The organism is Vibrio sp. Vb1026, from assembly GCF_033338745.1.
In the GTDB taxonomy this organism is placed as follows: domain Bacteria; phylum Pseudomonadota; class Gammaproteobacteria; order Enterobacterales; family Vibrionaceae; genus Vibrio; species Vibrio alginolyticus.
In genome coordinates, this window is the sequence record NZ_JAWOTH010000004.1 from 300,036 (window position 1) to 326,171 (window position 26,136).

At 44.9% G+C, this 26,136-nt stretch carries 25 protein-coding genes; 5 read left to right on the forward strand and 20 right to left on the reverse strand.

From position 1 onward, the window contains the following. Nucleotides 1-4: 4 nt before the first annotated feature. The 6 genes from R7E47_RS09715 to htpX form a co-directional block, all read right to left on the reverse strand. Nucleotides 5-1,261: an SAM-dependent methyltransferase gene (locus R7E47_RS09715; RefSeq protein WP_042522068.1), complete on the reverse strand. Its 1,257-nt coding sequence runs from the start codon at nucleotides 1,259-1,261 to the stop codon at nucleotides 5-7. Next, the gene (locus tag R7E47_RS09720; protein ID WP_213891610.1) at nucleotides 1,255-2,070 is read right to left on the reverse strand and encodes a DUF1365 domain-containing protein; all 816 of its coding nucleotides are present in this window, start codon (nucleotides 2,068-2,070) and stop codon (nucleotides 1,255-1,257) included. The genes R7E47_RS09715 and R7E47_RS09720 overlap by 7 nt, the downstream gene beginning before the upstream one ends. Before the next feature lies 1 nt (nucleotide 2,071). After that, the gene (locus R7E47_RS09725) at nucleotides 2,072-3,382 is read right to left on the reverse strand and encodes an NAD(P)/FAD-dependent oxidoreductase (protein ID WP_005388084.1); all 1,311 of its coding nucleotides are present in this window, start codon (nucleotides 3,380-3,382) and stop codon (nucleotides 2,072-2,074) included. Between the two features lie 12 nt (nucleotides 3,383-3,394). Then, nucleotides 3,395-4,120, reverse strand: a complete 726-nt coding sequence (locus R7E47_RS09730) for an SDR family oxidoreductase (protein ID WP_318084179.1) — start codon at nucleotides 4,118-4,120, stop codon at nucleotides 3,395-3,397. Further along, nucleotides 4,117-4,536: a nuclear transport factor 2 family protein gene (locus tag R7E47_RS09735; RefSeq protein ID WP_005378211.1), complete on the reverse strand. Its 420-nt coding sequence runs from the start codon at nucleotides 4,534-4,536 to the stop codon at nucleotides 4,117-4,119. Before R7E47_RS09735 ends, R7E47_RS09730 begins: the two co-directional genes overlap by 4 nt. A gap of 210 nt (nucleotides 4,537-4,746) precedes the next feature. Next, complete coding sequence (htpX, locus tag R7E47_RS09740; protein WP_005388085.1) at nucleotides 4,747-5,616, reverse strand: protease HtpX; 870 nt, start codon at nucleotides 5,614-5,616, stop codon at nucleotides 4,747-4,749. 509 nt (nucleotides 5,617-6,125) lie between these two features. On the opposite strand from htpX, the gene R7E47_RS09745 reads away from it, so the two are divergent. Beyond that, the gene (locus tag R7E47_RS09745) at nucleotides 6,126-6,293 is read left to right on the forward strand and encodes a hypothetical protein (protein WP_005378215.1); all 168 of its coding nucleotides are present in this window, start codon (nucleotides 6,126-6,128) and stop codon (nucleotides 6,291-6,293) included. A gap of 81 nt (nucleotides 6,294-6,374) precedes the next feature. Here the strand turns inward: R7E47_RS09745 and bioD are convergent, their stop codons facing one another. The 4 genes from bioD to bioB are packed head-to-tail and all read right to left on the reverse strand — an operon-like array spanning nucleotide 6,375 to nucleotide 10,069. Further along, a complete protein-coding gene (gene bioD, locus R7E47_RS09750) occupies nucleotides 6,375-7,061 on the reverse strand; it encodes a dethiobiotin synthase (RefSeq protein WP_025766887.1) in 687 nt (228 codons plus the stop codon). Further along, nucleotides 7,058-7,879, reverse strand: a complete 822-nt coding sequence (gene bioC, locus R7E47_RS09755) for a malonyl-ACP O-methyltransferase BioC (RefSeq protein ID WP_258669569.1) — start codon at nucleotides 7,877-7,879, stop codon at nucleotides 7,058-7,060. Before bioC ends, bioD begins: the two co-directional genes overlap by 4 nt. After that, entirely contained in the window at nucleotides 7,879-9,030 is a 1,152-nt protein-coding gene (gene bioF, locus R7E47_RS09760; RefSeq protein ID WP_025766888.1) for an 8-amino-7-oxononanoate synthase, read from the reverse strand. Before bioF ends, bioC begins: the two co-directional genes overlap by 1 nt. Beyond that, nucleotides 9,017-10,069, reverse strand: a complete 1,053-nt coding sequence (gene bioB, locus R7E47_RS09765) for a biotin synthase BioB (protein ID WP_025766889.1) — start codon at nucleotides 10,067-10,069, stop codon at nucleotides 9,017-9,019. Before bioB ends, bioF begins: the two co-directional genes overlap by 14 nt. A gap of 130 nt (nucleotides 10,070-10,199) precedes the next feature. Between bioB and bioA the strand changes: the two genes are divergently transcribed. Then, a complete protein-coding gene (bioA, locus tag R7E47_RS09770) occupies nucleotides 10,200-11,480 on the forward strand; it encodes an adenosylmethionine--8-amino-7-oxononanoate transaminase (RefSeq protein ID WP_258669570.1) in 1,281 nt (426 codons plus the stop codon). A 69-nt stretch (nucleotides 11,481-11,549) separates the two neighbouring features. On the opposite strand, the gene R7E47_RS09775 is transcribed toward bioA, so the two are convergent. The 8 genes from R7E47_RS09775 to lrp form a co-directional block, all read right to left on the reverse strand. Then, complete coding sequence (locus tag R7E47_RS09775; RefSeq protein WP_132936554.1) at nucleotides 11,550-11,816, reverse strand: DksA/TraR family C4-type zinc finger protein; 267 nt, start codon at nucleotides 11,814-11,816, stop codon at nucleotides 11,550-11,552. A gap of 137 nt (nucleotides 11,817-11,953) precedes the next feature. After that, complete coding sequence (locus R7E47_RS09780; RefSeq protein WP_258669573.1) at nucleotides 11,954-12,394, reverse strand: hypothetical protein; 441 nt, start codon at nucleotides 12,392-12,394, stop codon at nucleotides 11,954-11,956. After that, on the reverse strand, nucleotides 12,388-12,960 hold the full coding sequence (locus R7E47_RS09785; protein ID WP_225455367.1) for an ATPase: 573 nt from the start codon (nucleotides 12,958-12,960) through the stop codon (nucleotides 12,388-12,390). Before R7E47_RS09785 ends, R7E47_RS09780 begins: the two co-directional genes overlap by 7 nt. A gap of 365 nt (nucleotides 12,961-13,325) precedes the next feature. Then, entirely contained in the window at nucleotides 13,326-14,633 is a 1,308-nt protein-coding gene (serS, locus tag R7E47_RS09790; RefSeq protein WP_005437179.1) for a serine--tRNA ligase, read from the reverse strand. 91 nt (nucleotides 14,634-14,724) lie between these two features. After that, nucleotides 14,725-16,080: a replication-associated recombination protein A gene (locus R7E47_RS09795; RefSeq protein ID WP_318084184.1), complete on the reverse strand. Its 1,356-nt coding sequence runs from the start codon at nucleotides 16,078-16,080 to the stop codon at nucleotides 14,725-14,727. Further along, nucleotides 16,081-16,707 (reverse strand): outer membrane lipoprotein chaperone LolA, encoded by a 627-nt coding sequence (gene lolA / locus R7E47_RS09800; protein WP_009705737.1) that lies wholly within the window; start codon nucleotides 16,705-16,707, stop codon nucleotides 16,081-16,083. It lies immediately after the preceding gene. 61 nt (nucleotides 16,708-16,768) lie between these two features. Next, nucleotides 16,769-19,816 carry a DNA translocase FtsK 4TM domain-containing protein gene (locus R7E47_RS09805; RefSeq protein ID WP_318084187.1) on the reverse strand — a complete coding sequence of 1,016 codons (3,048 nt, stop codon included), beginning with the start codon at nucleotides 19,814-19,816 and terminating at the stop codon, nucleotides 16,769-16,771. Nucleotides 19,817-19,968: 152 nt separating this feature from the next. Continuing rightward, a complete protein-coding gene (lrp, locus tag R7E47_RS09810; RefSeq protein WP_005378234.1) occupies nucleotides 19,969-20,463 on the reverse strand; it encodes a leucine-responsive transcriptional regulator Lrp in 495 nt (164 codons plus the stop codon). Between the two features lie 156 nt (nucleotides 20,464-20,619). Here lrp and ald point away from each other — a divergent pair, with 156 nt between their 5' ends. Next, nucleotides 20,620-21,744, forward strand: a complete 1,125-nt coding sequence (gene ald, locus R7E47_RS09815) for an alanine dehydrogenase (protein ID WP_005378241.1) — start codon at nucleotides 20,620-20,622, stop codon at nucleotides 21,742-21,744. 93 nt (nucleotides 21,745-21,837) lie between these two features. Here the strand turns inward: ald and R7E47_RS09820 are convergent, their stop codons facing one another. Next, nucleotides 21,838-23,034, reverse strand: a complete 1,197-nt coding sequence (locus tag R7E47_RS09820; protein WP_171342743.1) for a methyltransferase — start codon at nucleotides 23,032-23,034, stop codon at nucleotides 21,838-21,840. A 53-nt stretch (nucleotides 23,035-23,087) separates the two neighbouring features. After that, complete coding sequence (gene cysB, locus R7E47_RS09825; protein ID WP_005388967.1) at nucleotides 23,088-24,062, reverse strand: HTH-type transcriptional regulator CysB; 975 nt, start codon at nucleotides 24,060-24,062, stop codon at nucleotides 23,088-23,090. Between the two features lie 313 nt (nucleotides 24,063-24,375). On the opposite strand from cysB, the gene R7E47_RS09830 reads away from it, so the two are divergent. Together R7E47_RS09830 and miaE are read left to right on the forward strand one after the other, a co-directional pair. After that, the gene (locus R7E47_RS09830; RefSeq protein ID WP_005378247.1) at nucleotides 24,376-25,140 is read left to right on the forward strand and encodes a hypothetical protein; all 765 of its coding nucleotides are present in this window, start codon (nucleotides 24,376-24,378) and stop codon (nucleotides 25,138-25,140) included. A gap of 97 nt (nucleotides 25,141-25,237) precedes the next feature. Continuing rightward, nucleotides 25,238-26,008, forward strand: a complete 771-nt coding sequence (gene miaE / locus R7E47_RS09835) for a tRNA isopentenyl-2-thiomethyl-A-37 hydroxylase MiaE (protein WP_047100806.1) — start codon at nucleotides 25,238-25,240, stop codon at nucleotides 26,006-26,008. Nucleotides 26,009-26,136 lie beyond the last annotated feature (128 nt).

The window sequence follows — 26,136 nt, forward strand, 5'->3', positions numbered from 1 at the left end:
CGAACTACGGGCGTTGAAACGTCATGTGAACGGCACTGATCGTGCGAGCCAAAAAGCCACCTTCACAGTAGCTCAAATAGTAGCGCCACATACGCACAAAGCGGTCGTCGTAGCCAAACGAGCGCACTTCATTCTCTGCTCGATTAAAACGTAAGTGCCATTCGTTCAGCGTCTTGGCGTAGTCCAAACCAATATCGAACAAGTCTCGCGTCACTAAGTCACTGTACTTTGTTGTTGCTTGGGTTAGTGAGGTTACCGACGGTAAAAAACCACCCGGGAAAATGTACTTTTGGATAAAGTCGACGTTGTTACTGTAGTAATCGTAACGCTGATCGGCAATCGTAATCGCTTGAATCGCCATCAAGCCACCAGTCTTCAATAAAGACTCACAGACCTTAATGTACGAAGGCAGGAATTGTTTGCCCACAGCTTCAATCATTTCAATAGAAACGAGCTTGTCATAAGTGCCGGTTAAGTTACGGTAATCTTCTTTGAGTAGTGTGATTTTATCTTCTAAGCCACGCTCTTTGATTTTTTGCTCCGCGTACGCGTGTTGCTCTTCAGATATCGTTGTTGTGGTGACCTGACAGCCGTATTGTTCGGCCATGTAAATCGCCATAGCGCCCCACCCAGTGCCAATTTCAACAACATGATCAGTGGGCTTCAGCTCAAGTTGCTGACATAGACGATCCATTTTGTTGATTTGAGCCTGCTCTAGAGAGTCGTCCGCATGATTGTAAAGCGCCGACGAGTACAGCATATTGGTGTCAAGGAACGCTTCGTATAGGTTGTTACCCAAGTCGTAATGCGCATGGATATTTTTACGTGAGTTCTCTTCAGAGTTTCTGTTTGACCAATGACTGAACTTGTACAGTATTTTAGTCAACCAACTGCCTTGCTCTTCGAGTTTATCTAGAGCACGCATGTTAAGGGCCATCAGTTTCATTAATGAGGTTAAATCGGGGCTATCCCACCACCCATCCATATAAGCCTCACCAGCAGCAATACTGCCGCCCTGCAAGATCCGTGAATAAAAGCCTGGATGTTTTACCTCTATAGTAGCGACAACAGGTTGACCACTGTACTCCCCATTTGGCGCACTAAAACGCTCGCTTCGCTCTGTCGTTTCCGTCTTAAAACTTTCAATAACTGTTAAGCAGCCGATTTCCATTTTTTGCAGACATTGAAAAATAACTCCGCGAGCCGCTTTTTGCGTTGTCGTCAATTTACGCGGCAATGTCATAGAACTAGTATTTAACATGCAGAATTCTCCTTGTGCTTTTTATTTTTTTTGTCTGTTTTTTCAATATCGGCTTCTATTTCTTCATGCGTTGAATATTTAGGATGAGAATAAAAAGGTGCGCCTTTCACCCAAAGTTTTAATGCGTGCCAATAAATACCAACCATTACTTTTACCGTTTGTATTGGTGTAACGATCAAACACCTCAATAAGGTTTTGCTTGAAAGTGGCTTAGCTTTCATAACCATGGTGGCATCAAAGTGTTTCTCTCCTTTGTGACATTCAAGATGAATATTCAACTTGTCTGTCAAAGGCTTAATTCTCCAGCGGTAGAGTTGGTCAATCGGGTTGAATGGTGAAACATGGAATGCTTTATCTTGTTCCCAACCAAACTTTTCTTCTTTATCTGCTGACACCACGTAGTAATGTCGTTCATTCCAAGGAGTGTTACTCACCTCTGCGAGGAGATACTTCCATTCTCCTTCCGTGTTATAAACGTAGTAGAAATTAACGGGACTGAAATAAAGTCCTAGATAACGCAAGTGACAGACTGCGATTACCTTGCCGGTACAGCGAACACCTGTCAGTTCTTCAATTTTGCTGTGCACTGCCGCCTTGACGCTACCTTCACCAATGTAATCACTGCGCTTGAAGCGAGCCCAATGCCACCAACGCGAACCAAAACCCCATACTTTTTTCTCTAAAGCATCGAGCTCGTCTACATCGATGGCGGGCATAAATAAAGAGTAGTTCAACTCATGATTCACAGGCGTGAATCGACGGTGACGAACGTTGCCTATAAACAATCGGCTGTTCATTTGGCTATCCATATCACGCTGCGCCTTTTTCGAAAGGAACCACATTTTGTTCGCGGTACTTTTCTTCTAGTTCTTTCACAACATCAAGCGCGCTACGCACGCCATCTTCATGAAAACCGTTGTACCAATAAGCGCCGCAGAACCAGGTACTTTGTTTGCCCTGTATCTCATCTTTGCGCTGCTGCGCTGCAATAGACTCAGTGGTGAATACTGGATGATGATAAGTGAACGAACGCAAGACTTTATTTGAGTTAATTTGCTCAGTACTGTTCAACGTTACACAAAACGTGTGTTCTGATTGAATATGCTGAAGAATGTTCATGTTATAAGTGAGCGAAGGGAGGCGTTGCTGTTCCTCTTCACTGCCTTCCAATAGGTAGTTCCATGATGCCCATGCTGCCTTACGTTTTGGTAATACGGCAGAGTCGGTATGAAGAACAACTTCATTTGCTTGGTATGTCATATCCCCCAAGATTTCCTGCTCAATTGGGCTGATATCCTCTAGCATTCTCATTGCTTGATCACTGTGACAAGCAAAGATAACGTCATCAAACCAATGCGTTTCTCCGCGAACTTGAACGCCAACCCCTTTTTCGTTGCGAACCACTTTTTCGACAGGACTATTAAGACGAATATTCTCGGCAAAGCCTTTGGTCAATGGTGGAATGTATGAACGTGAACCACCTTTAATCACATACCATTGCGGTCGGTTAGTCACATCTAGCAGACCGTGGTTGAGGAAGAAACGTAAGAAGAACATAAGAGGGAATGCGCGCATGTCAGCTAAAGTCGACGACCAAATCGCAGCACCCATCGGTAAAATGTAGTTATCGGTAAAGAAAGCACTGAATTTGTGTTCGTCAAGGAACTCACCTAACGTCTGAGAGTGCGAGGATTGCTCGCTAGCGAAGCGCTTGGCAAGTTTATTGAAACGAAGTATCTCGAAGATAAATCGATAAAATTTGGGGTTTGCCCAGTTGCGTTTTTGAGCAAACAATGTCGACACTGTGTGGCCGTTGTACTCTAGTCCGTTCCCATCGTTTCTGACACTGAAGCTCATTTGAGTAGGCAGACCTTCAACGCCAATCTCGCTCATCATTTTAATGAAATTAGGGTACGTACGGTCGTTATAGACGATGAACCCAGTATCTATCGCGTATTCTTTACCATCAAGGCTCACATCAACGGTTGCAGTATGGCCACCGATGTAATCGTTCGCTTCAAACAGCGTTACATCATGTTCTTTATGCAAGTAATAACCACAAGTAAGGCCAGAGATTCCCGTTCCCACAATCGCTATCTTCTTTCTTCCTGCTGTTTTCATTTTTATTCCTTCTTATGATACGAGTTTAGCAGTTAGGCGAGCTTGCCAACTGTATGGAAGTAACGAGATAAAACGTAAAATACTGGTAAATCTCGCTGGGAAATAGATATAGGTCTTGTTGGCGGCTAACTGCTTCCTGATAGAGTCCGACGCTTGCTGAGTAGAAATGATCATTGGCATTTCGAAGTCGTTTTTGTCAGTCAACGGCGTTTCAACAAAACCAGGAAACACCGTTACCACATTGATCCCTTTCTTTTTCAAGTCGACGGCGAGCGTGCGTGCAAAATAACTGACTGCCGCTTTGGATGCGCCGTAAGCTTCAGCACGAGGCAGTGCCACTTCTGATGCGATAGAGCCAACAATAACAATGCGGTGCCCTCTCTCTAAATGCACTTGGCAGCCTTCAACGCAGTTGGCAACACCGACAACATTTACGTTCATCACACGCGCCATGAGTTTCGCGTCGACCACTCCCTCATCCATGTACTCACAATTGCCTGCGTTAAAAACCCATGTGTTTGGCGTAAAGGGCAAATTAGAGAGCGCCTGCTGAGTTTCCTCATAATTTGTCACATCAAACTGCAATGTATGAATTTTGGAGGAAACTGCCTCCAGTTCTGCAAGAACATCTTGATTCCGACCACAAGCAATCACATTCCATTCTGAGTTCGCGTAATCTAGGGCAAGCTGCCTTCCTATTCCGGAGGTGGCGCCTGTGATTAAGATAGTGTTGTTCATTGTCCTAACCTCTGCTTGATGGTTTTAACGACTGAACCAAGTAACGGTAAATGCTCATAGAGCATCTCTCCGAGATCAAAATAGTCTCGGTGATAAATGACCTGACCTTCGCTAAATTTGAGGTGCGAAACACCGTTGACGAGAATAGGCGCACCCTTCTGAAGTTTGGGATGCTGAAGGTCCATTGTCCAAGTTAGGAAGCCTGTATCTCCGACTTGTTGATGCTCATGGATTACAAAATCACAACTGATGACGTTGGCATATAATGAGGTGAAATAATCCGAAAGTGCTGGCCATCCTTCTAAACGATGCGCTGCGTCCTCAAATACTACATCTTGGTGATATATATCCTTAAGCAGATGTAAGTTCGCTTTGTTGAGCTTTTGATAGATATTGCCAACAGACTGTATGTCCATTTTTTACTCCTACACGCCCATTAAGTTGTACAAAATTATTATATGTACAAGATAGTTCATTCCACCAAAGTTGTACAAAAATAATTTTGTATAACTTTATTTCTGTAAGTAGTACGTGATGAAGTTCGCACGCGATCAATCGGCGAAAAAAAAAGGCTTGGTCAAAACCAAGCCTTTTCAGCAGATTAACAATTATTTAAGTAGGAACAATTAGTATTGCTGGCCTCGCAACGCTGCAATACGTTTATCTAGCGGAGGGTGGCTCATTAGTAGCTCAGTCAGCGACTGCTTGCCATTGATACCAAACGCCATCATGGTGCCATCCAGTTGAGATTCATGACTCACCTTCAAACGCTCTAGAGCCGCAATCATTTTTTCTTTGCCAACGAGGCGCGCAGCACCTGCGTCCGCGTGGAATTCGCGATGACGGCTGTACCACATAGTCAAGAAGCTAGCTAGGAAACCAAATACCAGTTCAAGCACCATGGATACGCCAAAGTAAACCATCATATTTGTACCTTGGCCTTCTTCATCATCGTTCGATGCCACGATATTGGCAATAAAGCGTGATAGGAAGATAACAAACGTGTTCACGACACCTTGCATCAACGTCATCGTGACCATATCACCATTTGCAATATGGCTCACTTCGTGTGCAAGTACTGCCTCTGCCTCATCACGAGTCATATTGTGTAAAAGACCAGTAGAAACGGCGACAAGAGAGTCATCTCGTTTTGCACCTGTCGCAAATGCATTGATATCTGGTGAATCATAAATAGCCACCGTTGGCATACCAATACCCACTTGTTGAGCTTGACGACCCACAGTTTCGACTAACCAATGCTCCGTTTCGTTGCGCGGGCTTTCAATGACCATACCACCAACCGAGCGTAGCGCCATACCCTTTGACATCATCAACGAAATAAATGCGCCACCAAAACCAAATACAGCAGCCATTACAAGTAAACCTGACAGACTGCCTGGTTGCATTCCAGTTACAGCGTAAACAATATTCAGAACAACACTAAGCACTAGCACGACAGCTAGGTTAGTTGCTAGGAATAACATAATTCGCTTCATTACTTTTCTCCGAGGAAGCTTATCGTTTTTTTAAAACGGATTGTTATAAGGAACAAATGGTAATCGCTATAAAAGCCAATTCCGTTGATTTTCATGTTCCGTGCGTTATAGATATAGTCTATCCGCGATAAAAACAAGGTTAAGCAATAAATTGCAACATTTGTTTTCGGGACTGAAATATTTAATTCAAGCGATTTCAAAACATGCTTTGGTAGGAGCCGGAACCTCCGTTCATATACATTTATCAAAATGATAAAATAAGCTCTGAGCTACCCATCATCTATTGATAGATGATCTTGGTGTTAAATCTATCACCTCTTAGCAACTTAGCTAGAAATTTTTTAATAGACCAAAAACAGTACGTTAGCTCTGCTATAGACTTTGGTCTTATTGTGCGGCTACATGGACATGCTAAATTCGAATGAGATGAACAAAACAGAGCCACTCTAAGTACATTGCAAAAAGTGCATTGGGTGAGCTCAAAAACTCCATGTATTGAGGGAAAAACCATGGTAGAAACTAACGACTATCAAATGGCTATTGATTTACTGCGTTGTCACCTAGGCATCTCAGAGGACGAGGCAAAGCAACAACTTGGTATTTCAACCGATCATCATATGTCTCAGCGTGTTGCAGAAACACAACAAGCATTGATGGGGCTCAGCCAAGATAAGTAATCTGACTTTTTAGGTTACACCAACAAGAAAGGGCTGCATTGCGCAGCCCTTTGGTTTTTTAGTCTTTTACCCTAAACACCATTAGTCAGTGTTTAGCAACGGCTCTACATTAATGTACTTGCCTAGCTCTTTACGTTTAGCACTTGGAATATATGGAATTTCCCCAAGCTTAGGTGCATCGATACGTGCTTCTAGCATCTCGATAATGTCAGCGTAGTGCTCTGTGCCTGGGTTGACGCGGTTTGCCACCCAGCCAACAAGATTCAAACCATCCGCTTTAATACTCTCTGCTGTGAGTAAAGCGTGGCTCAAACAGCCTAATTTAATGCCAACCACCAGTACAACAGGTAACTGCTCTTCTTTTACCCATGTAGATAAACAGTCCGTATCGGATACTGGCACACGCCAGCCTCCAGCACCTTCAACGAGAACAACATCGGCTTGCTGCTTATGTTGAGCCAGTTTTTGACTCAGAACATCGTAACTTATTTCGACATGTTCATGCTTCGCTGCAATGTGGGGAGAAGCAGGCAACTCTAAAGCGTATGGGTTCACATCATCATAGTCCACATCGAGTGTTGCGGCGTCTTGTAAGTGTAAAGCATCAGAGTTACGCCATCCGGCTTCAGTCTTGTCACTCCCTGCTGCCACTGGCTTATAACCAATAGTGTTTAGTCCTTTTGCGGCGATCGCTTGCAAAATGGCTTTAGACGCTACCGTCTTTCCAACATCAGTATCCGTACCAGCAATAAAAAAAGCATCAATCATAGATGTATTACTCCAAAACAAACCTGATAACTTGCAGGTAGAAGACCTTGATCGTTTTTAAACGCTTGGTACGCATGCTCAACTTTTAACAAAGTCTCGCGACTAGTTAAACTGTGTGAGCGCCCGCTTACGTGATTTGCACCTATACCTTTGAGGTCACGCATAACTGAAAATGCAGAGTCGTACCAAACTGTGATGGTGGTCAAGTCTAGTTGATGGCTGTCACATCGAGATTGCGCTAACGCAATTTTTACCTGATTGAGCGTTAGAAAGTTATTGACGTGTTGATATGCATCAATTTTTTCCCATGATGCACGCAGCTCATACAGTGATCCATCAACCAGTGTAGAGAACCACGCTTTCCCACCATTTTTTAGCACGCGGCGCACTTCTTTTAGTGGGTAACTTAAATCTGTACACCATTGCAGCGCTAAACTTGAAAACACGTAATCGAAGCTATCATCGTCAAATGGTAAGTTTTCAGCATCAGCAACTTGGTAATGCATTCGTACTGCACCACAACGCTGCTCTGCTTTATCTAACATGGCTTGAGAGATATCGCCGCAGACTACTTCCGCACCGCGTTGTTGAAGTAGTTGGGAGAAATAACCCGTGCCACAACCTAAATCCAATACACGTTTTCCCGTCAAGTTTTCAGGAAGTTTATCAAGCAGCTGATGCCCGACATCACGTTGAAAAGCCGCATGTTTATCGTATGTTTCTGCTGCTTTACCAAACGAAGAGGCAATCGCGTCTTTATCTTGATGGAAACTCTCTAACGCGAGCGTTTGCGCTAATGCGGTAGTTGCATTATCCATTACAGCGCTCCTAATGCTTGCTTCAATGCGATTGAAAGCGTTTTAACTTGTTCATTAGTGTGATTGGCAGTGAGTGTTATTCGAAGACGAGACGTTCCTTTAGGCACCGTCGGAGGGCGAATAGCAGTCACCCAAATACCGTTTTGGCGACAAGCACCTGCTACTCGCAAAGCCAATTCAGATTCACCAATCAAAAAGGGCTTAATCGAAGTTTGAGTCTCAACAAACCCCTCAAGGCCGCTAAGGCTATCTCGATACACTTCACTAAGCTCAGAGAGCTTTTCACGTCGCCAAGACTGCTCTTGAACCATCGAGACTGCATGAGTCAACGCATACGCTTGTGCTGGCGGTATCGCCGTGGAATACACATGGTGACGAGCAAACTGAGTTAAAAAGTCCCCCGTTGCGTGGTCACATAAAATAGCTGCGCCAGACGTACCAAACGCTTTACCGAAGGTAACGACCAATAACTCAGGCTTAACCGCGGCATGCTCGCAAGAGCCACCACCGGATTGACCAAGAACGCCAATACCATGAGCGTCATCGACAGCAAGCCAAGCATCATGACTGCGAGTGACTTCAGCTATATCGCTGAGCGGCGCACAATCACCGTCCATGCTGAACACCCCTTCAGTCACAACCAGATGGTTGTCTTCGCTATTAATCAGCGATTTCAGGTGCTCGATGTCATTGTGCTTGAAACGCTTCATCTTAGCTGGTGACAACGTCCCCGCTTCCATCAGTGAGGCATGGTTCAAACGGTCTTGGATCAATACGTCTGACTTTTCTAACAAGGTGAACAACAAGGCTTGATTAGCACTGAACCCAGAACCAAACAAAATTGCTCTGTCGTAACCCAGCCATTCGGTCAGTGCGGCTTCTAAATTGCTGTGCGCGGCACTAAAGCCAGTCACCATCGGTGATGCCCCACTACCACTGCCGTATACACTCAAACCTTGCTGCCAAGCACGAACAAGCGCTTGGTCATTGGCCAATCCCAAATAATCATTACTTGAGAAATTAATGTAGCGTCTACCTTCGTGTTCCAAAACGGACTGGTTACCGGCAAACACCACATTCATAGAACGATTCAACCCTTGCGTTTTACGCTCAGCAAGGGCGGACTCGATACGAGATTTAAACGCTGGCATCGTAGAAAAGGTCGTCTTTTGTTGGACGAGCAGCAACACGCTCTACGACGCGATCGAGTAACTCATTTTCTTCGATTTCATCAGGCTTTTGAGACACCTCTTGGCTGTTAATGCCGAGCTTATTGAACAGCATCATGTCTTTGTCTTCTGAAGGGTTTGGCGTGGTCAGAAGTTTGCAGCCGTAGAAGATGGAGTTTGCACCCGCCATAAAACACAGCGCTTGCATTTGTTCGTTCATGTTTTCACGGCCAGCGGATAAACGAACGGCTGATTGAGGCATCATGATTCGTGCAATCGCAATCAGGCGAATGAAATCAAATGGCTCAACATCATCCACTTCTTCCAACGGTGTGCCCTTTACCTTCACGAGCATGTTGATTGGAACGCTTTCAGGGTGTACCGGTAAGTTAGCCAATTCAACCAACAAACCTGCTCGGTCATTGGCACTCTCACCCATACCGATGATGCCACCAGAACAAATCTTCATGCCGGCATCACGAACGTGAGAAAGCGTATCTAAACGGTCTTGATAAGTACGTGTGGTAATGATGTTGCCGTAAAATTCAGGAGACGTATCTAGGTTGTGGTTGTAGTAATCCAAACCTGCGGTTGCCAGTTGTTTTGCTTGATCTGGTGTCAACATGCCTAATGTCATACACGTTTCTAAACCCATGCCTTTCACGCCTTTGATCATGTCGGTCAAATGTGGCATGTCACGCTCTTTCGGGTTTTTCCATGCTGCGCCCATACAGAATCGAGTAGAACCAGCATTTTTGGCTTTTTGCGCAGCATCGAGTACGCGTTCTACTTCCATCAGACGCTCTTTCTCGATGTCTGTGGTGTAACGAGCACTCTGAGGACAGTACTTACAATCTTCTGGACAAGCACCTGTCTTAATCGACAGAAGCGTGCTTACTTGAACATGGTTGGTTTGTTGATATTGACGATGTACAAGCTGCGCTTCGAATAGGAGATCCATGAATGGTTTTTCCATGAGATCGCGCACTTCAGCATGCGTCCAGTTATGACGAACTTCCACGTGTATTCCTTTAGTCACTTTTGTTGTTGTGTTGACAGTCTACTGAGTCTCGATAAACTGTCAACACAACACAAAAGAACAAAGTTTACATTTGTTTGTTTTTTAATCTTAATTGTTATTGGAATCGCACATGGATCTCGCCTTCGACCGCCAGCATATCTGGCATCCTTACACTTCGACATTGACACCTCTGACCTGCTACCCAGTGGCATCAGCAAGTGGTGTTCACATTAAATTGGAAGACGGTACTGAGCTTGTCGATGGCATGTCTTCTTGGTGGTCGACGATCCACGGCTACAACCATCCGCATTTAAATCAAGCCGCTCACCAGCAAATCGATCAGGTCTCTCACGTGATGTTTGGCGGGATTACCCACCAGCCAGCAATCAGTTTGTGTAAGAAGCTACTGTCCCTAGCACCAAGTAATCTTGAACATGTATTCCTTGCCGATTCAGGCTCCGTTGCCGTAGAAGTCAGCTTAAAAATGGCACTGCAATATTGGCATGCAAAAGGCGAACGCCGACCGAAGTTTCTTACTTTGCGACACGGTTATCACGGCGATACGTTTGCGGCGATGTCGGTTACCGATCCTGACAACTCAATGCACTCTCTTTACAAAGGCTTTTTGCCTGAACATATCTTTGCGGAGTCACCAACTTGTGGTTATTGGGATGAATGGAAGCCAGAGGACCTTACCGACTTCGAGCACAAGATTGAAACGCTCCACCAAGAACTTGCTGCGGTGATCCTAGAACCTATCGTTCAAGGCGCAGGCGGCATGCGTATCTACCATCCAGAATTTCTCAAAGGCGTGCGTAGGCTTTGCGACAAATACGGTTTGTTATTGATTGCAGATGAGATCGCAACCGGATTTGGGCGTACTGGTAAGTTGTTTGCTTGCGAACATGCAGATATTCAACCAGACATTCTGTGTGTTGGGAAAGCACTCACTGGAGGCTACATGACTCTCTCTGCGACCCTGGCGAGCAAACACGTTGCGGATACCGTTTGTGGTGGTGATGCTGGGTGTTTTATGCACGGTCCAACCTTTATGGGTAACCCACTTGCCTGCGCTGTTGCCACTGCAAGTTTGGAATTGATTGAACAAGGTAACTGGCAACAGCAAACCCAACAAATCGAAGCGTTGTTTTCTGAGTTGCTGCCAAAACTTGAAGAACACGAATTGGTAAAAAACACCCGTTGGTTAGGTGCCATTGGCGTCGTGGAGACGTATCGCCCTGTGAATATGGAAACCATCCAAGCCTTGTTTGTTGAACACGGAGTTTGGATTCGTCCATTTGGTAAACTGATTTATATGATGCCGCCGTTCATCAGCAAGCCAGAAGATATTGAAAAGTTAGTGAATGCGATTGATGCTGCGTTACAACGTAAAGACTGCTTCGCTTCATAGTTCAATTCAATGCGAAAACGGTTTGAGTATGAGACTCAAACCGTCTCATTATTTATTAGAACAGTAAAGTTATCGGAGTTGACTGTCTTTACTCGCTCGTCGATTGAACAATGCTTGGCGTTGAGACACCAATTCGATTGTTGACTGACATTCGATACACAAACGAACGCCTTTCATAGCAAAACGACGTGCTTCTGGGATCTCATCACCACACTCATCGCAATAATGGGCGCTTTCACCCCTTGTGATACTGCCACGAACACGGGAAATCTCGTCGTCTATTGTGTTTTGAATTTGTTGGCTGACGCTATCGTCATTTGCCCACCCTACGGCCATAAGCCCTCCTCGTTACTTGAATGAGAAAATCTACTTACCGTGGTAAGGTGGACGATTATATCGATTACAAATAACAAGATAATTAGGGTAAATTCGAAAACACTATTACGCTTTGGTAATAATTACTCTGCAATCGATTATTCAACACTCTCATGGAAAAGCAATCCAAGGTTACTCATACTCCCTTCCTCACATTCAAAGTACTGCGTTTGCTCAGGCTCTCTCAAAGTAACACTGAGTATCTTCTCTACCTCACCAAACTCCTCGTTAAAGTACTCACTGACTAATATGACGCGCTCACCAATACTAAATTCCAGTGACTTCTCATCTACCAACGCTCGATGATAATGTTTGACACGATAATCTTGAGGTTTAATCCACAGTAAAACTGGGGTTTGATTCACAATAGACTTATTAAAGATAAGCCCGCCTTTGCCTTGCTCTATCGAAATACTAAAGTTCATAGTTTGGTTTACTGAGCATTCAAAGACTTTCCTAGGCGAGGTGCTAGCAACAGCAAATGTGCTCATAATGGCAATACTTACCCCCCAAGTGACCGCCGATCGTTTCATTACCATTCAGCCAACACCTTAAATAGCGACTGTTCAGACATACGGGTTAATACATATCCGTGTGAAGATGAATACGAGCCACTGAGTACACTATTCTCTTTCTCAATAACGATATCCTCGATGCCGTCAGCGTTGTAATCACCTTTTGCTACAATCGTAATGACTTGAAAGCCATCGGTCGCGTCGAAGTACTCTGCTCTCACTTCACTGGAGACATGAGTTCTTTGGATATGGTCTGCTTCATCCCACGTTGATAGTGTCTTTGCTTTCTCAGCACTTTCGTTAGAAATAACAAAAGCAAGCGCACTTGGGGTTAAATTAGGAAAGTTATCGTCTAACTTAAATTTCGATATAAATGAGCGCTTGGAGGCGGTTAACTTTGCCATCTCACTCCATGTTTGACACTGAGTTAAATACGCTTTAAACACGCCGTATTCATAAGCTTTAGCCGCAGTAAAACCCGCAGAGTTTGCAGTAGCTAAGTCTTTGCAATTAGACACCGATTTCGTATCGCCAGACGCATTTGCCAACTCAAGCCCATATCCCCAGTCGAGTGAATTACGCAGCTGCATACTTTCTTCGGATGGTTGTGCTAATTCGCGCGCAAAAAAGCGTTCGGTTCGCTCACTATCTAAGTATTGAGGTTGAATAAGTTCACTTGCGATAACCCTCCCGAAAACAAGCAAGGTAAGCGCAAAAATAACACGTAATAAAAGATGATTTACTGGCATAACGTTTAACAACAAAGACAAATGAGGACGTTAGCTTGTCACGTGAAAAACCGCTTAGAAAAATATCATTTATCTCCTACTGCCAGATTCTGGGCGAGCTCGTCACTAATGCGCGTGCTAATTACATAACAACGTATTTTCACTCGACGCAGATAACAAAAAACCCAGCGCAAAGGCTGGGTTTTGGTGTTCTAGTGGTTAATGAATTAACCGATGTGCGTTGCGCCCGCCATGTACTTCTGAAGTACTGTAGGGATTGCAATGCGGCCGTCTGCTTCTTGGTTGTTTTCTAGGATAGCAACCATTGTACGACCTACAGCAAGACCAGAACCGTTTAGCGTGTGTACAAGCTCAGGTTTCTTCTCGCCTTTACGACGGAAACGCGCTTGCATACGACGAGCTTGGAAATCCCACATGTTAGAACATGAAGAGATCTCACGGTAAGTTTCTTGAGCAGGAACCCAAACTTCTAGGTCGTAAGTCTTACGAGCGCCAAAGCCCATGTCACCTGTACATAGAACCACTTTACGGTAAGGAAGCTCAAGAAGTTGTAGAACTTTCTCAGCGTGACCTGTTAGCTCTTCTAGTGCGTTCATTGAATCTTCTGGCTTAGTGATTTGTACTAGCTCAACTTTGTCGAACTGGTGCATACGAATCAGACCACGAGTATCACGACCGTAAGAACCTGCTTCTGAGCGGAAACATGGCGTGTGAGCTGTCATCTTAATTGGTAGATCCGCTTCGTCAGAAATCGTGTCACGAACTAGGTTCGTTACAGGCACTTCTGCAGTAGGGATTAGAGACAGTTTACGTGGCTCTTCGTCGTTTACTTTTTCTACTAGCGGCTCAGTGTGGAAAAGATCTTTACCAAACTTAGGAAGCTGACCAGTACCGAATAGGCTGTCAGAGTTTACTAGGTAAGGTACGTACATTTCTGTGTAGCCGTGCTCTTCAGTGTGAAGATCCAGCATAAACTGAGCGATTGCACGGTGTAGACGAGCAAATTGGCCTTTCATCACGATGAAACGTGCGCCTGTGATCTTAACAGCACTTGCGAAGTCTAGACCGTCACCCATTTCGCCTAGGTCAACGTGATCTTTCAGTTCGAAGTCGTAAGATTTTGGCTCACCCCAACGAGAGATTTCAACGTTGTCGTTTTCATCTTTGCCATCTGGCACTTCGTCTGCTGGGATGTTTGGTACAGAAAGCGTGAATTCGTCTAGTTGAGCCATTACTTGCTCAAGTTCAACTTTCTTCGCATCAAGATCGCTACCTAGAGTACCGATTTGTTTCTTGATCTCTTCTGCGCCTTCTTTGTCGCCAGCCGCCATTTTTTGGCCGATTTGCTTGGAGATGGAGTTACGCGTGGATTGTAAATTTTCTACTTCTACTTGAATGGACTTACGTTGTTCTTCAAGTTTACGAATAGTATCTACGTCTAGCTTAAAGCCACGACGCGCCAGTTTAGCAGCTGTTTCATCCAGCTCTGTACGAAGTAATTTAGAATCCAGCATTGTTAATCCTATGCTTTTTGTTGTGAAATCACGCGCACTTTCCAAGCGTACGCGTTAAAAAAATTTACTGAACAAATGTATCCAAAAACGCCTACTTTTCATAGCGCTTTTGTGGGCTATTTGCGTCTAAAGTAGCCAAGTAATCTAACTTTTCGCCGATTTTGGTCTCTAGACCACGATTTGTCGGCTGATAGTACCTACGATCGCCCATTTCAGGTGGCAAATATTGCTCACCAGCAGCGTAAGCGCCAGGCTCATCGTGAGCATAACGATACTCTGCACCGTAACCCATGTCTTTCATCAAACTGGTTGGTGCATTTCGAAGGTGATGCGGCACTTCATATTCAGGTAAGTTATGAGCGTCTGTGAGCGCTTGTTTCCATGCCACGTAAACAGCATTACTTTTCGGCGCACACGCTAAGTACACGATCGCCTGTGCAATCGCACGTTCACCTTCTGCTGGACCAACTCGGGTAAAGCAATCCCAAGCAGACAGTGCCACTTGCATTGCGCGAGGGTCAGCATTACCTACATCTTCAGAAGCGATCGCCAATAAGCGTCGAGCAATATACAAAGGGTCACAACCCGCGGCAATCATACGCGCAGACCAATACAGCGCAGCATCTGGGTTTGAGCCACGAATTGATTTGTGAACCGCAGAGATTAAGTCGTACCAAATGTCACCTTTGTTATCGAAGCGAGAGACCTTCTCCCCTGCTACTTCCGCAAGCAACTTAAGCGTGATCTCTTTTTCACCTTGCGCATTGTCTTCTGCCATGTCGTAAAGCAGCTCAAGATAATTGAGAGACATACGAGCATCACCGTTTACCAGTTCTGCTAGGCGGTCTAATACGTTATCAGCGAAGTGTGCTGGCGTATTACCCAGCCCACGTTCTTTATCGCTAATTGCTTGGTTTAACGCCAACGAGATTTCTTCTTTGTCGAGAGACGTTAGCTTGTACACACGTGCGCGTGACAGTAATGCGTTATTTAGCTCAAACGATGGGTTTTCTGTCGTCGCTCCAATAAAGGTAACCGTGCCATCTTCAATATGCGGCAAAAACGCGTCTTGCTGAGATTTGTTGAAGCGATGCACCTCATCCACAAACAAGATGGTGCGGCGACCCGCCATTTTGTTCTCACATGCTTTCTCGATTGCTGCACGGATTTCTTTCACACCAGACGTCACGGCAGACACGCGCTCAACTTCAGCATTGGCATAGTTTGCAGCCACTTCTGCTAATGTCGTTTTGCCTGTGCCCGGTGGTCCCCAAAGGATCATCGAGTGAATGTGCCCCGCCTCTAGCGCACGGCGCAGTGGCTTACCGGGGCCTAAAATGTGTTGCTGTCCGATGTACTGTTCGATCGTTTCCGGTCTCATACGAGCAGCAAGGGGACGAAAATCTTCGTCCCCCGAGAAATCTAATGTGTAATTGCTCACTACCAATTAATTCCTTTGGTCATCCACTTCCACACCTTTTGGAATTGTGAATGTGAATCTGTCTGCTTTTGGTTTACCAAGCTTCACGTTGTTAAAGGTGAACAAACCTTTTTGACCGTCTTGTTCAACCACATTGAAGCCTTTCACCACACCTTTAGCATCAATATTAATCTGGAATTGACCTTGTGTGGAGTCTACTGCAGTAGGAATGAGGATGAACTCATCACCTTTTTGGGAAATCTTGTAGTTATCCCAATCACTTGCGCGATTACGCGTTAGCAAAACAAATGGCGTTTGCTCTGTTGCTTGCTCTTGCCAGTAGATACTCACTTGCTCGATGAATGGGCTGTAGTACCACAATGTCTTACCGTCAGAGACCAATAGGTTCTCATCAGGGAATGTTGTACTCCAACGGAACAGGCTTGGGCGGGCAATTTCAACCGTACCTTCTCCTTCCATAACCGTTTCGCCTTCAGGGCTGATAACCTGCTGAGAGAAATCTGCACTAAAGCCATCATTCATAGAAAGACGTTTGTTTAATTCATCTTTAGGAGATGCTGCGTGTGCAGTAGAGAAGAGGGAAAAGCTTAAAACAAGCGCAGAGAAAAGTTTCGCTGAAAATAGTTTTTTCATTCAGATACCTATTGTTAGAACCACTCACCTCAGTTGGACTGAGGTGAGTAACACAAGTTCATTAATCTTTTGGTGGCGCAGGAGCCAGTACTTCGCGGTTACCGTTATGACCCGGAGCACTTACGATGCCCTGCGCTTCAAGCTGCTCTACAATACGGGCGGCACGGTTGTAACCTATCTTAAATCGGCGCTGAACACCGGAAACCGAACCTCGACGTGATTGAACCACGTGCTCAACAACTTGATCGAAGAGCGGGTCTACATCTTCATCCGCTTCCATTTGCTCACCTGGCAATAGACTTTCTGGAGTTTGATCTCCACTGATGATCTCTTCAATGTAGTTCGGTTTACCACGCGCTTTCCAGTTGTTTACAACAGCATGAACATCATCATCTGATGCAAATGCACCGTGAACACGAGTTGTATGACTTGATCCCGGCGGTAGATACAACATATCACCCATACCAAGTAGTGATTCTGCGCCGCCTTGATCTAGGATTGTACGAGAGTCCGTTTTAGTCGATACCGTAAACGCAACACGAGTTGGGATGTTCGCTTTAATTAGACCGGTAATAACGTCAACCGATGGACGCTGAGTCGCAAGAATTAAGTGAATACCTGCCGCACGCGCTTTTTGCGCCAAGCGAGCAATCAGTTCTTCAACTTTCTTACCTACCACCATCATCAGGTCAGCAAATTCGTCAACAACAACAACGATGTAAGGCAGCTTTTCTAGCAATGGCGGTTCAGTATCCATGCTGTCGCCTTCCTGCCAGAACGGGTCATGGATTGGGTGGCCCGCTTCTGCTGCCATCTTCAATTTTTCGTTGAAGCCCTTCACATTACGTACACCTAATGCCGACATCAATTTGTAACGACGTTCCATCTCGCCCACACACCAACGTAGAGCGTTTGATGCGTCTTTCATATCAGTCACAACTTCAGAAAGAAGATGAGGGATACCTTCATAAATAGAAAGCTCTAGCATTTTCGGGTCAATCATGATGAAGCGTACATCTTCTGGACCTGCTTTATACAGCATGCTCAAAATCATCACGTTCACACCCACCGACTTACCAGAACCTGTTGTACCTGCTACTAACACGTGAGGCATCTTCGCAAGATCTGCCACCACAGCTTCGCCCGCAATGTCTTGACCTAACACAACCGTTGTTGGTGACGTTGCTTGCTCAAACTGAGGGCTACTGATGACATCAGATAAATAGACCGTCTGACGACTCATGTTTGGCAGTTCCAAACCGATGTAAGGCTTGCCAGGGATTACTTCCACGACACGTACCGCCATCGCAGACAATGCACGCGCTAAGTCAGTTGAAAGACCAGAAATACGACTTACTTTCACCCCCGGCGCCAAATCAAGCTCAAAACGAGTGATCACTGGACCAGGATAAATACCAACCACATCGGCTTTGATTTTGTAGTCAGCGAGTTTGCTCTCTACCAATCGAGCGACCTGCTCTAACGCATCACGGTCGATAAAGTTTTCACGTTTTTCTGGATGATAAAGCAACTCGAGCGTTGGGAGTGGCTCTTCCGGAACTGGCAAGTTTTCTTCTTTCTGTACCAAAAATGGGTTCTGTGTTGCAGCGACTTTGGCTTGCGCATTGGAAACCATATCTTGGAATGCGGTAACGTCTTGGTCGTTGTCTTGGACCTCTTCTACCTCCACTTTTTGAGGTGCAGGTTCAAATGTTGTTGAAGGTGTTGCAACTTGCTGATGAGGCGTTGTTGGCTGTACTTGCTGCGCAGGCTGAGACTCCACTTCGTCTTCATCATCTAACACATCAAAGTCAGAGATCGTAGGCTCAATATGTTGGCTCGATTCCGTTTGCGCCGTGATGCTATCTAATACAGCAGAATCAATTGCAGGCTCTTCATGTACAGGATGCTCAATACTTGGCTGCTGTACTTGCTCTGCTTCAAATTGTTCGTACTCCGCATAATCTGGTTCAACACTGATCGGTTCTTCTGTAGCTGTATGTTGCTCGACATAGGAAGAATAAGTGTCTGCAAATGATGGGGTAGCCTGTTCTTCAGTTCCCCAGTCATCTGCTTGTTGCGCCGCTGCTTCAAGCTCCTCTATCGTAACATTCAGTTGCTTGGTGCGTTCCAAGAGCGGATCAACGTTATCAGTGTTAACCGTATGGATAGGTTGTATTTGAGGCTCAGATTCAGAATAAACTGGCGCAGCATTAACCGTAGCCTTGCGTTGTGGTGGAGTCGGTTCTACCATCGCCTGTTCCGCAGGCTTATCAGGTTTAGCTTGCGGCATATAAATAGGATACTCATGCGCTGGCGCCGACTCTTTCGGTTCATCGACATCGTACGCCGTTAAATGAGGAAGCGGCTCATCATCAATTTCATGGTCTACATTATGTTTAGGCGTAGAGACTTTATCTTCTACAAACTCATCAAGCTGAGGTTCTAAAACTTCCTGCTCTGAACCTCTTGCCTTATTTGCAAGCGCGGCGATTAGTGCTAATGCACGATCACCAAGCCATTCCACGATGTTAAGCCATGAGATGCCAGTGAAGAGCGTAAAGCCCGCTCCCCACAAGAACAGCAGTACCAATGTGGTACCGAGTACATTCAATGTAGGTAAAGCGAGGCTAGACAACACATCCCCGACCACACCTCCGGATGAAAAATACCAAATGTCATCAAAATTAATATCGGCAAGACCGCAACTGGTCATAATAAGGACGACAAGACCGAGCAGCCTTGTACCCCATAGCATGAAATCAATTGGCTCATCTTCTCCTCGTTTACGGCAAATCACCCATGCAGCCGCCGCTAGCAAGAAAGGGATTGGGTAAGCGAGAGAGCCAAATGTGAAGAATAGAGTATCAGCTAGCCAAGCGCCGAAAAGGCCACCAGCATTATCGATATCCCCTCCCCATGCGGTTTGGGACCAAGAAGGATCGGCCGGACTGAAGGTAAATAGTGCAACCGCAAGCAATACCGAGCTAAGAACGCCAACGATAAAGCAGCACTCTTTTAAGCGTTGGAAGCCATTTAAGCGTGAAGACTGGGGCTCTTCACTGGTTTTGATAATAGTTTCGACTTTCTTTGCGTTCTCTTTGAACATAAATCAACTTGAATATGGAAATGAAATAGGAAATTGCAAAACATTCCGAGCGGCATCAAGCCGCTCGGTAAATTGATTTAACCATATCAAGGAGAAAAACCCAATTACTCTCTGGCGAAAGCGGAAGCATATACCGCTTTCTTTGCAAGAAATTAACGAGTTTTGATCACAAGCTGGTTAGATTGTTTCACTTCTTCCATAACAACGTATGTGCGAGTGTCATTTACGCCAGGTAGACGTAGTAACGTATCGCCCAATAGTCGGCGGTAAGCACCCATATCTGATACACGGGTTTTAAGAAGATAGTCAAAGTCACCTGAAACAAGATGACACTCTTGTATGTCGTCTAGCTTTTGAACAGCTGAGTTAAACTGCTCAAACACATCCGGCGCACCACGGTTTAGCGTAATCTCAACGAATACTAATAGTGATGCATCCAGGAACTGCGGATTCAATAATGCAGTATACCCTGTGATATAACCCTGACGCTCTAAGCGACGTACACGCTCCAAACATGGCGTTGGAGAAAGTCCCACACGTTTTGAAAGCTCAACGTTTGAAATACGACCGTCTTTCTGCAGCTCATTAAGAATGTTGCGGTCGATACGGTCTAGTTCCTTGGACGGCTTTTTATAGTTGTCTGCCATTTTTTATTCCACCTTATTACTTCCTTGCAAAAAAATATACTACAACTTTTTAATATTTGGTGCCAAATTTTACAAATCTATAACTATACTAGTTATTAATTCGACAATAACACCCTACTAACAGTTAATACAACCATTATAGAAAGAGGATACAGGATGATCATTGGCGTACCTAAGGAAATCAAGAATCACGAATATCGTGTTGGTATGATCCCAGCTAGCGTGAGAGAACTCATCTCACATGGTCACCAAGTTTTAGTTGAGACCAATGCAGGTGCCGGCATTGGTTTTTCAGACGATGATTACATCGCTGTCGGCGCATCCATTCTCCCTCATGCTGCTGACGTATTTGCGCAAGCAGACATGATTGTAAAAGTAAAAGAACCCCAAGCAGTAGAGAGAGCAATGCTCCGCGAAGGGCAAATTTTATTTACTTATTTACACCTAGCACCAGATTTTCCACAAACTGATGAGCTAATCAAGAGCAAAGCTGTCTGTATAGCCTATGAGACTGTAACAGATAATATGGGTCGTTTGCCACTGTTAGCACCAATGTCAGAAGTGGCAGGTCGGATGTCTATCCAAGCTGGCGCGCAAACGTTGGAAAAATCGCACGGCGGTCGTGGTCTACTCCTAGGCGGCGTACCTGGTGTTGAACCTGCAAAAGTCGTTATCGTTGGTGGTGGCGTTGTTGGTGCAAACGCTGCTCGTATGGCGGTTGGCCTTCGCGCTGACGTCACTATTCTAGACCGTAACGTAGACACACTTCGTAAGCTTGACGAAGAATTCCAAGGTCGCGCAAAAGTGGTTTATTCTACTGAAGACGCTATCGAGAAGCATGTTCTAGAAGCGGACCTTGTTATCGGTGCCGTTCTAATTCCTGGCGCAGCAGCACCTAAACTGGTCACTAAAGAGCACATTGCTAAGATGAAGCCTGGTGCGGCAGTGGTTGACGTGGCAATTGACCAAGGCGGTTGTTTCGAAACTTCGCACGCGACAACTCACGCAGATCCAACTTACATCGTTGATGAAGTGGTTCACTACTGTGTAGCAAATATGCCTGGCGCAGTTGCTCGCACTTCAACATTTGCACTCAACAACGCTACACTTCCATACATCGTGAAGTTAGCAAATAAAGGCTACCGCGAAGCACTTCTAGAAGATAAAGGCTTCCTTGAAGGTCTAAACGTTATTCACGGAAAAGTAACGTGTAAAGAAGTAGCAGAAAGCTTTGACTTGGAATACGTTGAACCAACTCAAGCTATCGCTATGTTTAATTAATGACAAAATAAAACATAACTTGTCACGTTTTGTTTACAAAAGCCCACTCATAAGTGGGCTTTTTCATATAGAGCGTTTGGCTATAAAGAATAACTAAATCTTATATGCACAAATTAAAATATTTCTAGGTGTGACCGATTTAGGGCAAAACTCTGACAATCTAACACGGTAACCACGTTCTTCAAGATAAAGCACTTTATCTAATGCGAGCCAGATCTCCAACGGACGTTGAAAAACAAGTTGCACTAAGCTCATTCTCTCCATTTGCCAGAAGCGTTGTTCGCTTAACTTTTCAAAATGAGAGAAATCGATTTCTTGAGGAAGAACAATGCCTTTTTGCTCCGCTGCCCAGCGACAGAACGATTCAAAACCATCACTTAATTGCGACTTACGGATACTCGGCACAGGCTGATACTCTGCCATTCCCAAAGCTTGTCGCGTGATCAAATCAAACCCAAGACGAAACATCATTTCCTGCTGACGATGACGACGCACGCGCTCTCCTCCCGTCACCGTTTGTTGTAATGGGATACGCAGTTCTTGCTTAGACAATGAGAGAGAAGAAGCCCTGCCCGATTCCGACATCGGCTGGTATTGTTCCGACTGAATCAAGTGGTAACAACAAGGTGATATGGTCATCGCAGCAATCCCATTTTCACTGCCGTACTGCATTAGACGAACGTGAAGGTCACCGCATGCATGCAGTGCTACTGCGTGTTGCGTTGGCTTAAACACGGCTTTCGCTTTGCTATCAAACGCGTCGCCTTGAATAAACGTCATCTTCCAATGATGTTCATTGGCTGCTTGTTGCCCCGAATCGCACAGTGCTTGTTGGTATTCAAAGCTGGTTACAGGCTGATCGGTTTGCGTTGTCAGGATTCGCCCCAAGTAACCTTTACCTGAGCACCATTCTAGCCATTCTTCGCCACAGTGTTGTTGAATTGCAGCTTCACCCATCGAGCTAATTTGCTCCAACTTACGTCCCGGAATACCGTTATCTAAACCACGAGCGAGTTCCAAGCCGTTTAACGACAAAAGCTCTAAATGAGTCAGTTCTGCGAGTTGTTCAAGCTCAGGCAAAAACGGACTAAGTGCTTTTAACGCGAGTTCTGGTGCTGCTTTGTATTCTTCGATTTGAGAGGGAGTAAGAGACGCTAGCCATTGGCACAGTCGAGGATGTTGCTCCTGCCAAGGTAATGATGTGTGAATGCTGCTTTTAAAAGGCTCGAATCGCCACAAAGATTGGTTTTCGATTAAGCAGTCATTAATAAATTGAAATTGCGTTTTCATAACTCCCCCTACAACGAGCGCATTGTAGAGGGAATCGAAACATCAATGAAGTGTTATCTCACCGGAAGCTCGATGTCTTTAAACATCTCTTCGATTTCTGCATTAGACTTCAACGAAATCGCCTGCTCAACCACTGGACGCGTTAAGTGCGGTGCAAAACGCTCCATAAAATCGAACATGTAAGAGCGTAAGAATGTACCACGGCGGAAGCCGATGCTCGTGGTGCTCGCGCCAAACAAATGGCTCGCATCTATTGCAACCAAGTCACCGTCCTGCTCTTCATCCACAGCCATGCTTGCAATCACACCCACACCAATACCCATACGAACGTAAGTTTTAATGACGTCTGCATCAGTTGCAGTGAACACCACTCGCGGGGTTAAACCTTCGCGGTTGAATGCTGTATCCAGCTCTGAACGGCCAGTAAAACCGAACACGTAAGTGACTAATGGGTAAGCGGCAAGATCACTGATCGTTACTTTGTCTTTCTTCGCTAGTGGGTGGTCTTTAGGCACAACTATTGAACGATTCCAGTGATAACAAGGCAGCATGATGGCATCTTGATATAAGTGAAGCGCTTCTGTCGCAATCGCAAAATTCGCTGTGCCTTTAGCTATCGCCTCAGACATTTGTGACGGTGTACCTTGGTGCATGTGTAACGACACTTTTGGATAACGAGAAGTAAAACCTTTGATGACATCTGGCAGTGCATAACGAGCCTGCGTATGTGTCGTGGTGATATTCAGCGTCCCCATTTCTGGATGGGTGTGCTCTCCAGCCACCGCTTTGATACTTTCTACACGAGCGAGAATTTCTTGAGAGATACGTACAATTTCTTCACCAGCTGGCGTCACTTGCGTTAAGTGCTTACCGCTACGTTCAAAAATCTGAATGCCTAACTCATCTTCCAGCAACCGAACCTGTTTACTGATACCTGGCTGAGAGGTATATAAGCTTTCCGCCGTTGCAGATACATTCAGATTATGGTTTACAACCTCAACAATATACTTCAGCTGCTGCAGTTTCATCGTAATCCCTTACTTATTCATGAGAGAGTTTATTGGCCACTCAAGCGAGCGATATAATAATTAGTTATAACGCGTTCAAATCGAAATGAACAGCAATTTCTAACTTATACCTCAATCACATACTAATAATCTTCAAGAAAGAAACAATATGCACAAAGTTGAGCCAATAAATGACCGAAGTTCTATGATGTGACTTCTATCAGTAACTAAAACGTGGGAGAGACAAAATAATCAAACAAATAAGGTGCCGAGTAAGATAAGATTCATGTATTCTTTAACGCTAGCCGCAGAAAAGTAAAGCAGACGCAAAGATATGAATATTGGTTTAATAATCGCTTTGGTAGCCATCCTACTGGTGTTAATCCTAGGCTATAACATTATGTTGCAATATAAGGTTAAAGTTGAAACCGCAAAAAGGCAGGAATCAGCGCGATATGTAGCCTTGATAGATGGTACTGAAGAGTTGATTGGTCATGCGCACCATATCCCTTTTAGTAAAGAGCTGTTGTTGTGTCTAAACAATCGTATTCTTGACGCGCTAGAGAGCATGCATGAGCTGGATCCGAAGAACAAGCAACTTGCTCAACGTATCGAAAATATGAAGCAGCAGATTACGCAGCTAAAAGAGAATGGCCCTACAGGCGAGAGTACCACTTTCAAGATGCCGAGTAGTGATAAACAAGCTATCGTCATGCTTAAGCTGGTTAAACGACTTCGCGACACTATCCGTAACGAGCACAACAAAGGCCGATTGGATACCCAGACCTACGTCACCGAAAATGCGCGCTTGGAAACGATGCAAATTCGCATCAACATTGAAAATGTCATCAAAAGAGCAAACGACTCTATCGCTCGTGGCCAACCAGGCACCGCGCTTCAACTGCTGCGTAAAGGTATCGATGCTTTGAGCACTAAGAGCGATCCTTATTCTATTCAAGCGAAACAAAAGCTTGAAGAGATGTTGGGTGACTTAGATAAAAAGCGCCAAGATAAAAGCGATGCTGAAATGCAGCAGATTGCTGACAAAGAGCGTGACAATGACATGGAAGCACTCTTCGGCGAGAAGAAAAAGTGGTAACATTCACTTCAGGTCAAGAAAGGCTGCAATTGCAGCCTTTTTTCTATCCGCAAGACAACGGATATGCCCAATAAAAATGTGAAGTACTAAAACTAAAATGATGAATCTAGACGCCTATCAAGATCTTCTTGCTCCCATTAACCAATTTCTGCAATGCAGTACACCTGATGAATGGGTAGAGGAAGCAAAGAAACCAGAGAACCTTCAAACCATTTTGTTAGACCACCTACTGTGCGAACTAAAAGCTGGCCAATCTGCCATGTTTTTAATTCGTAAGTATGCCGTTGATCAATCCAGTTCACATGCTCTACTTGACTGGTTTAAGCCCTACGAAGATTTTGCTTACCGTAACGTAGGCTCATTGGAAACTTTAAAAGGCAAGAGCAATATTTCTAAGGCAATAATGGCTAAGTCCGACTCACCATATAGCCAAGATTTGATCGATAAGATGGTGCTTTTGATAAAAGAGGAGTTACACCACTTTTATCAAGTTTTAGAGATCATGGAAAGTCGTGGAATTGAGTACAAAAATATTCCAGCAAGTCGTTATGCTAAAGGACTGATTTCGCATATGAAGACTCATGAGCCGGAAACGCTGATCGATAAACTCATCATTGGTGCGTACATCGAAGCTCGATCTTGTGAGCGTTTTGCCAAACTAGCACCACATATGGATGACGATATCGCAAAGTTCTACATTTCTTTATTACGTTCAGAAGCACGCCATTACCAGGATTATCTTGTATTAGCGGAGCAAATCGCAGGCAAAGATATCAGCGAGCGCATCGCCTACTTTGGACGTATAGAGGCAGATTTAATTTCTACGCCAGATACAGATTTTAAGTTTCACAGTGGTATCCCAGCCTAGCGAGCATATTCTCCCAAGGTTGAGCATACTCTGAACTTATATAGACAGAGAGTAAATTACCACCTTCTAAAGAAGGTGGCTTTGTGTGAGCCCCCTAAAAGGGGGCCTTTGTTTAGTCCAGCGCCAAT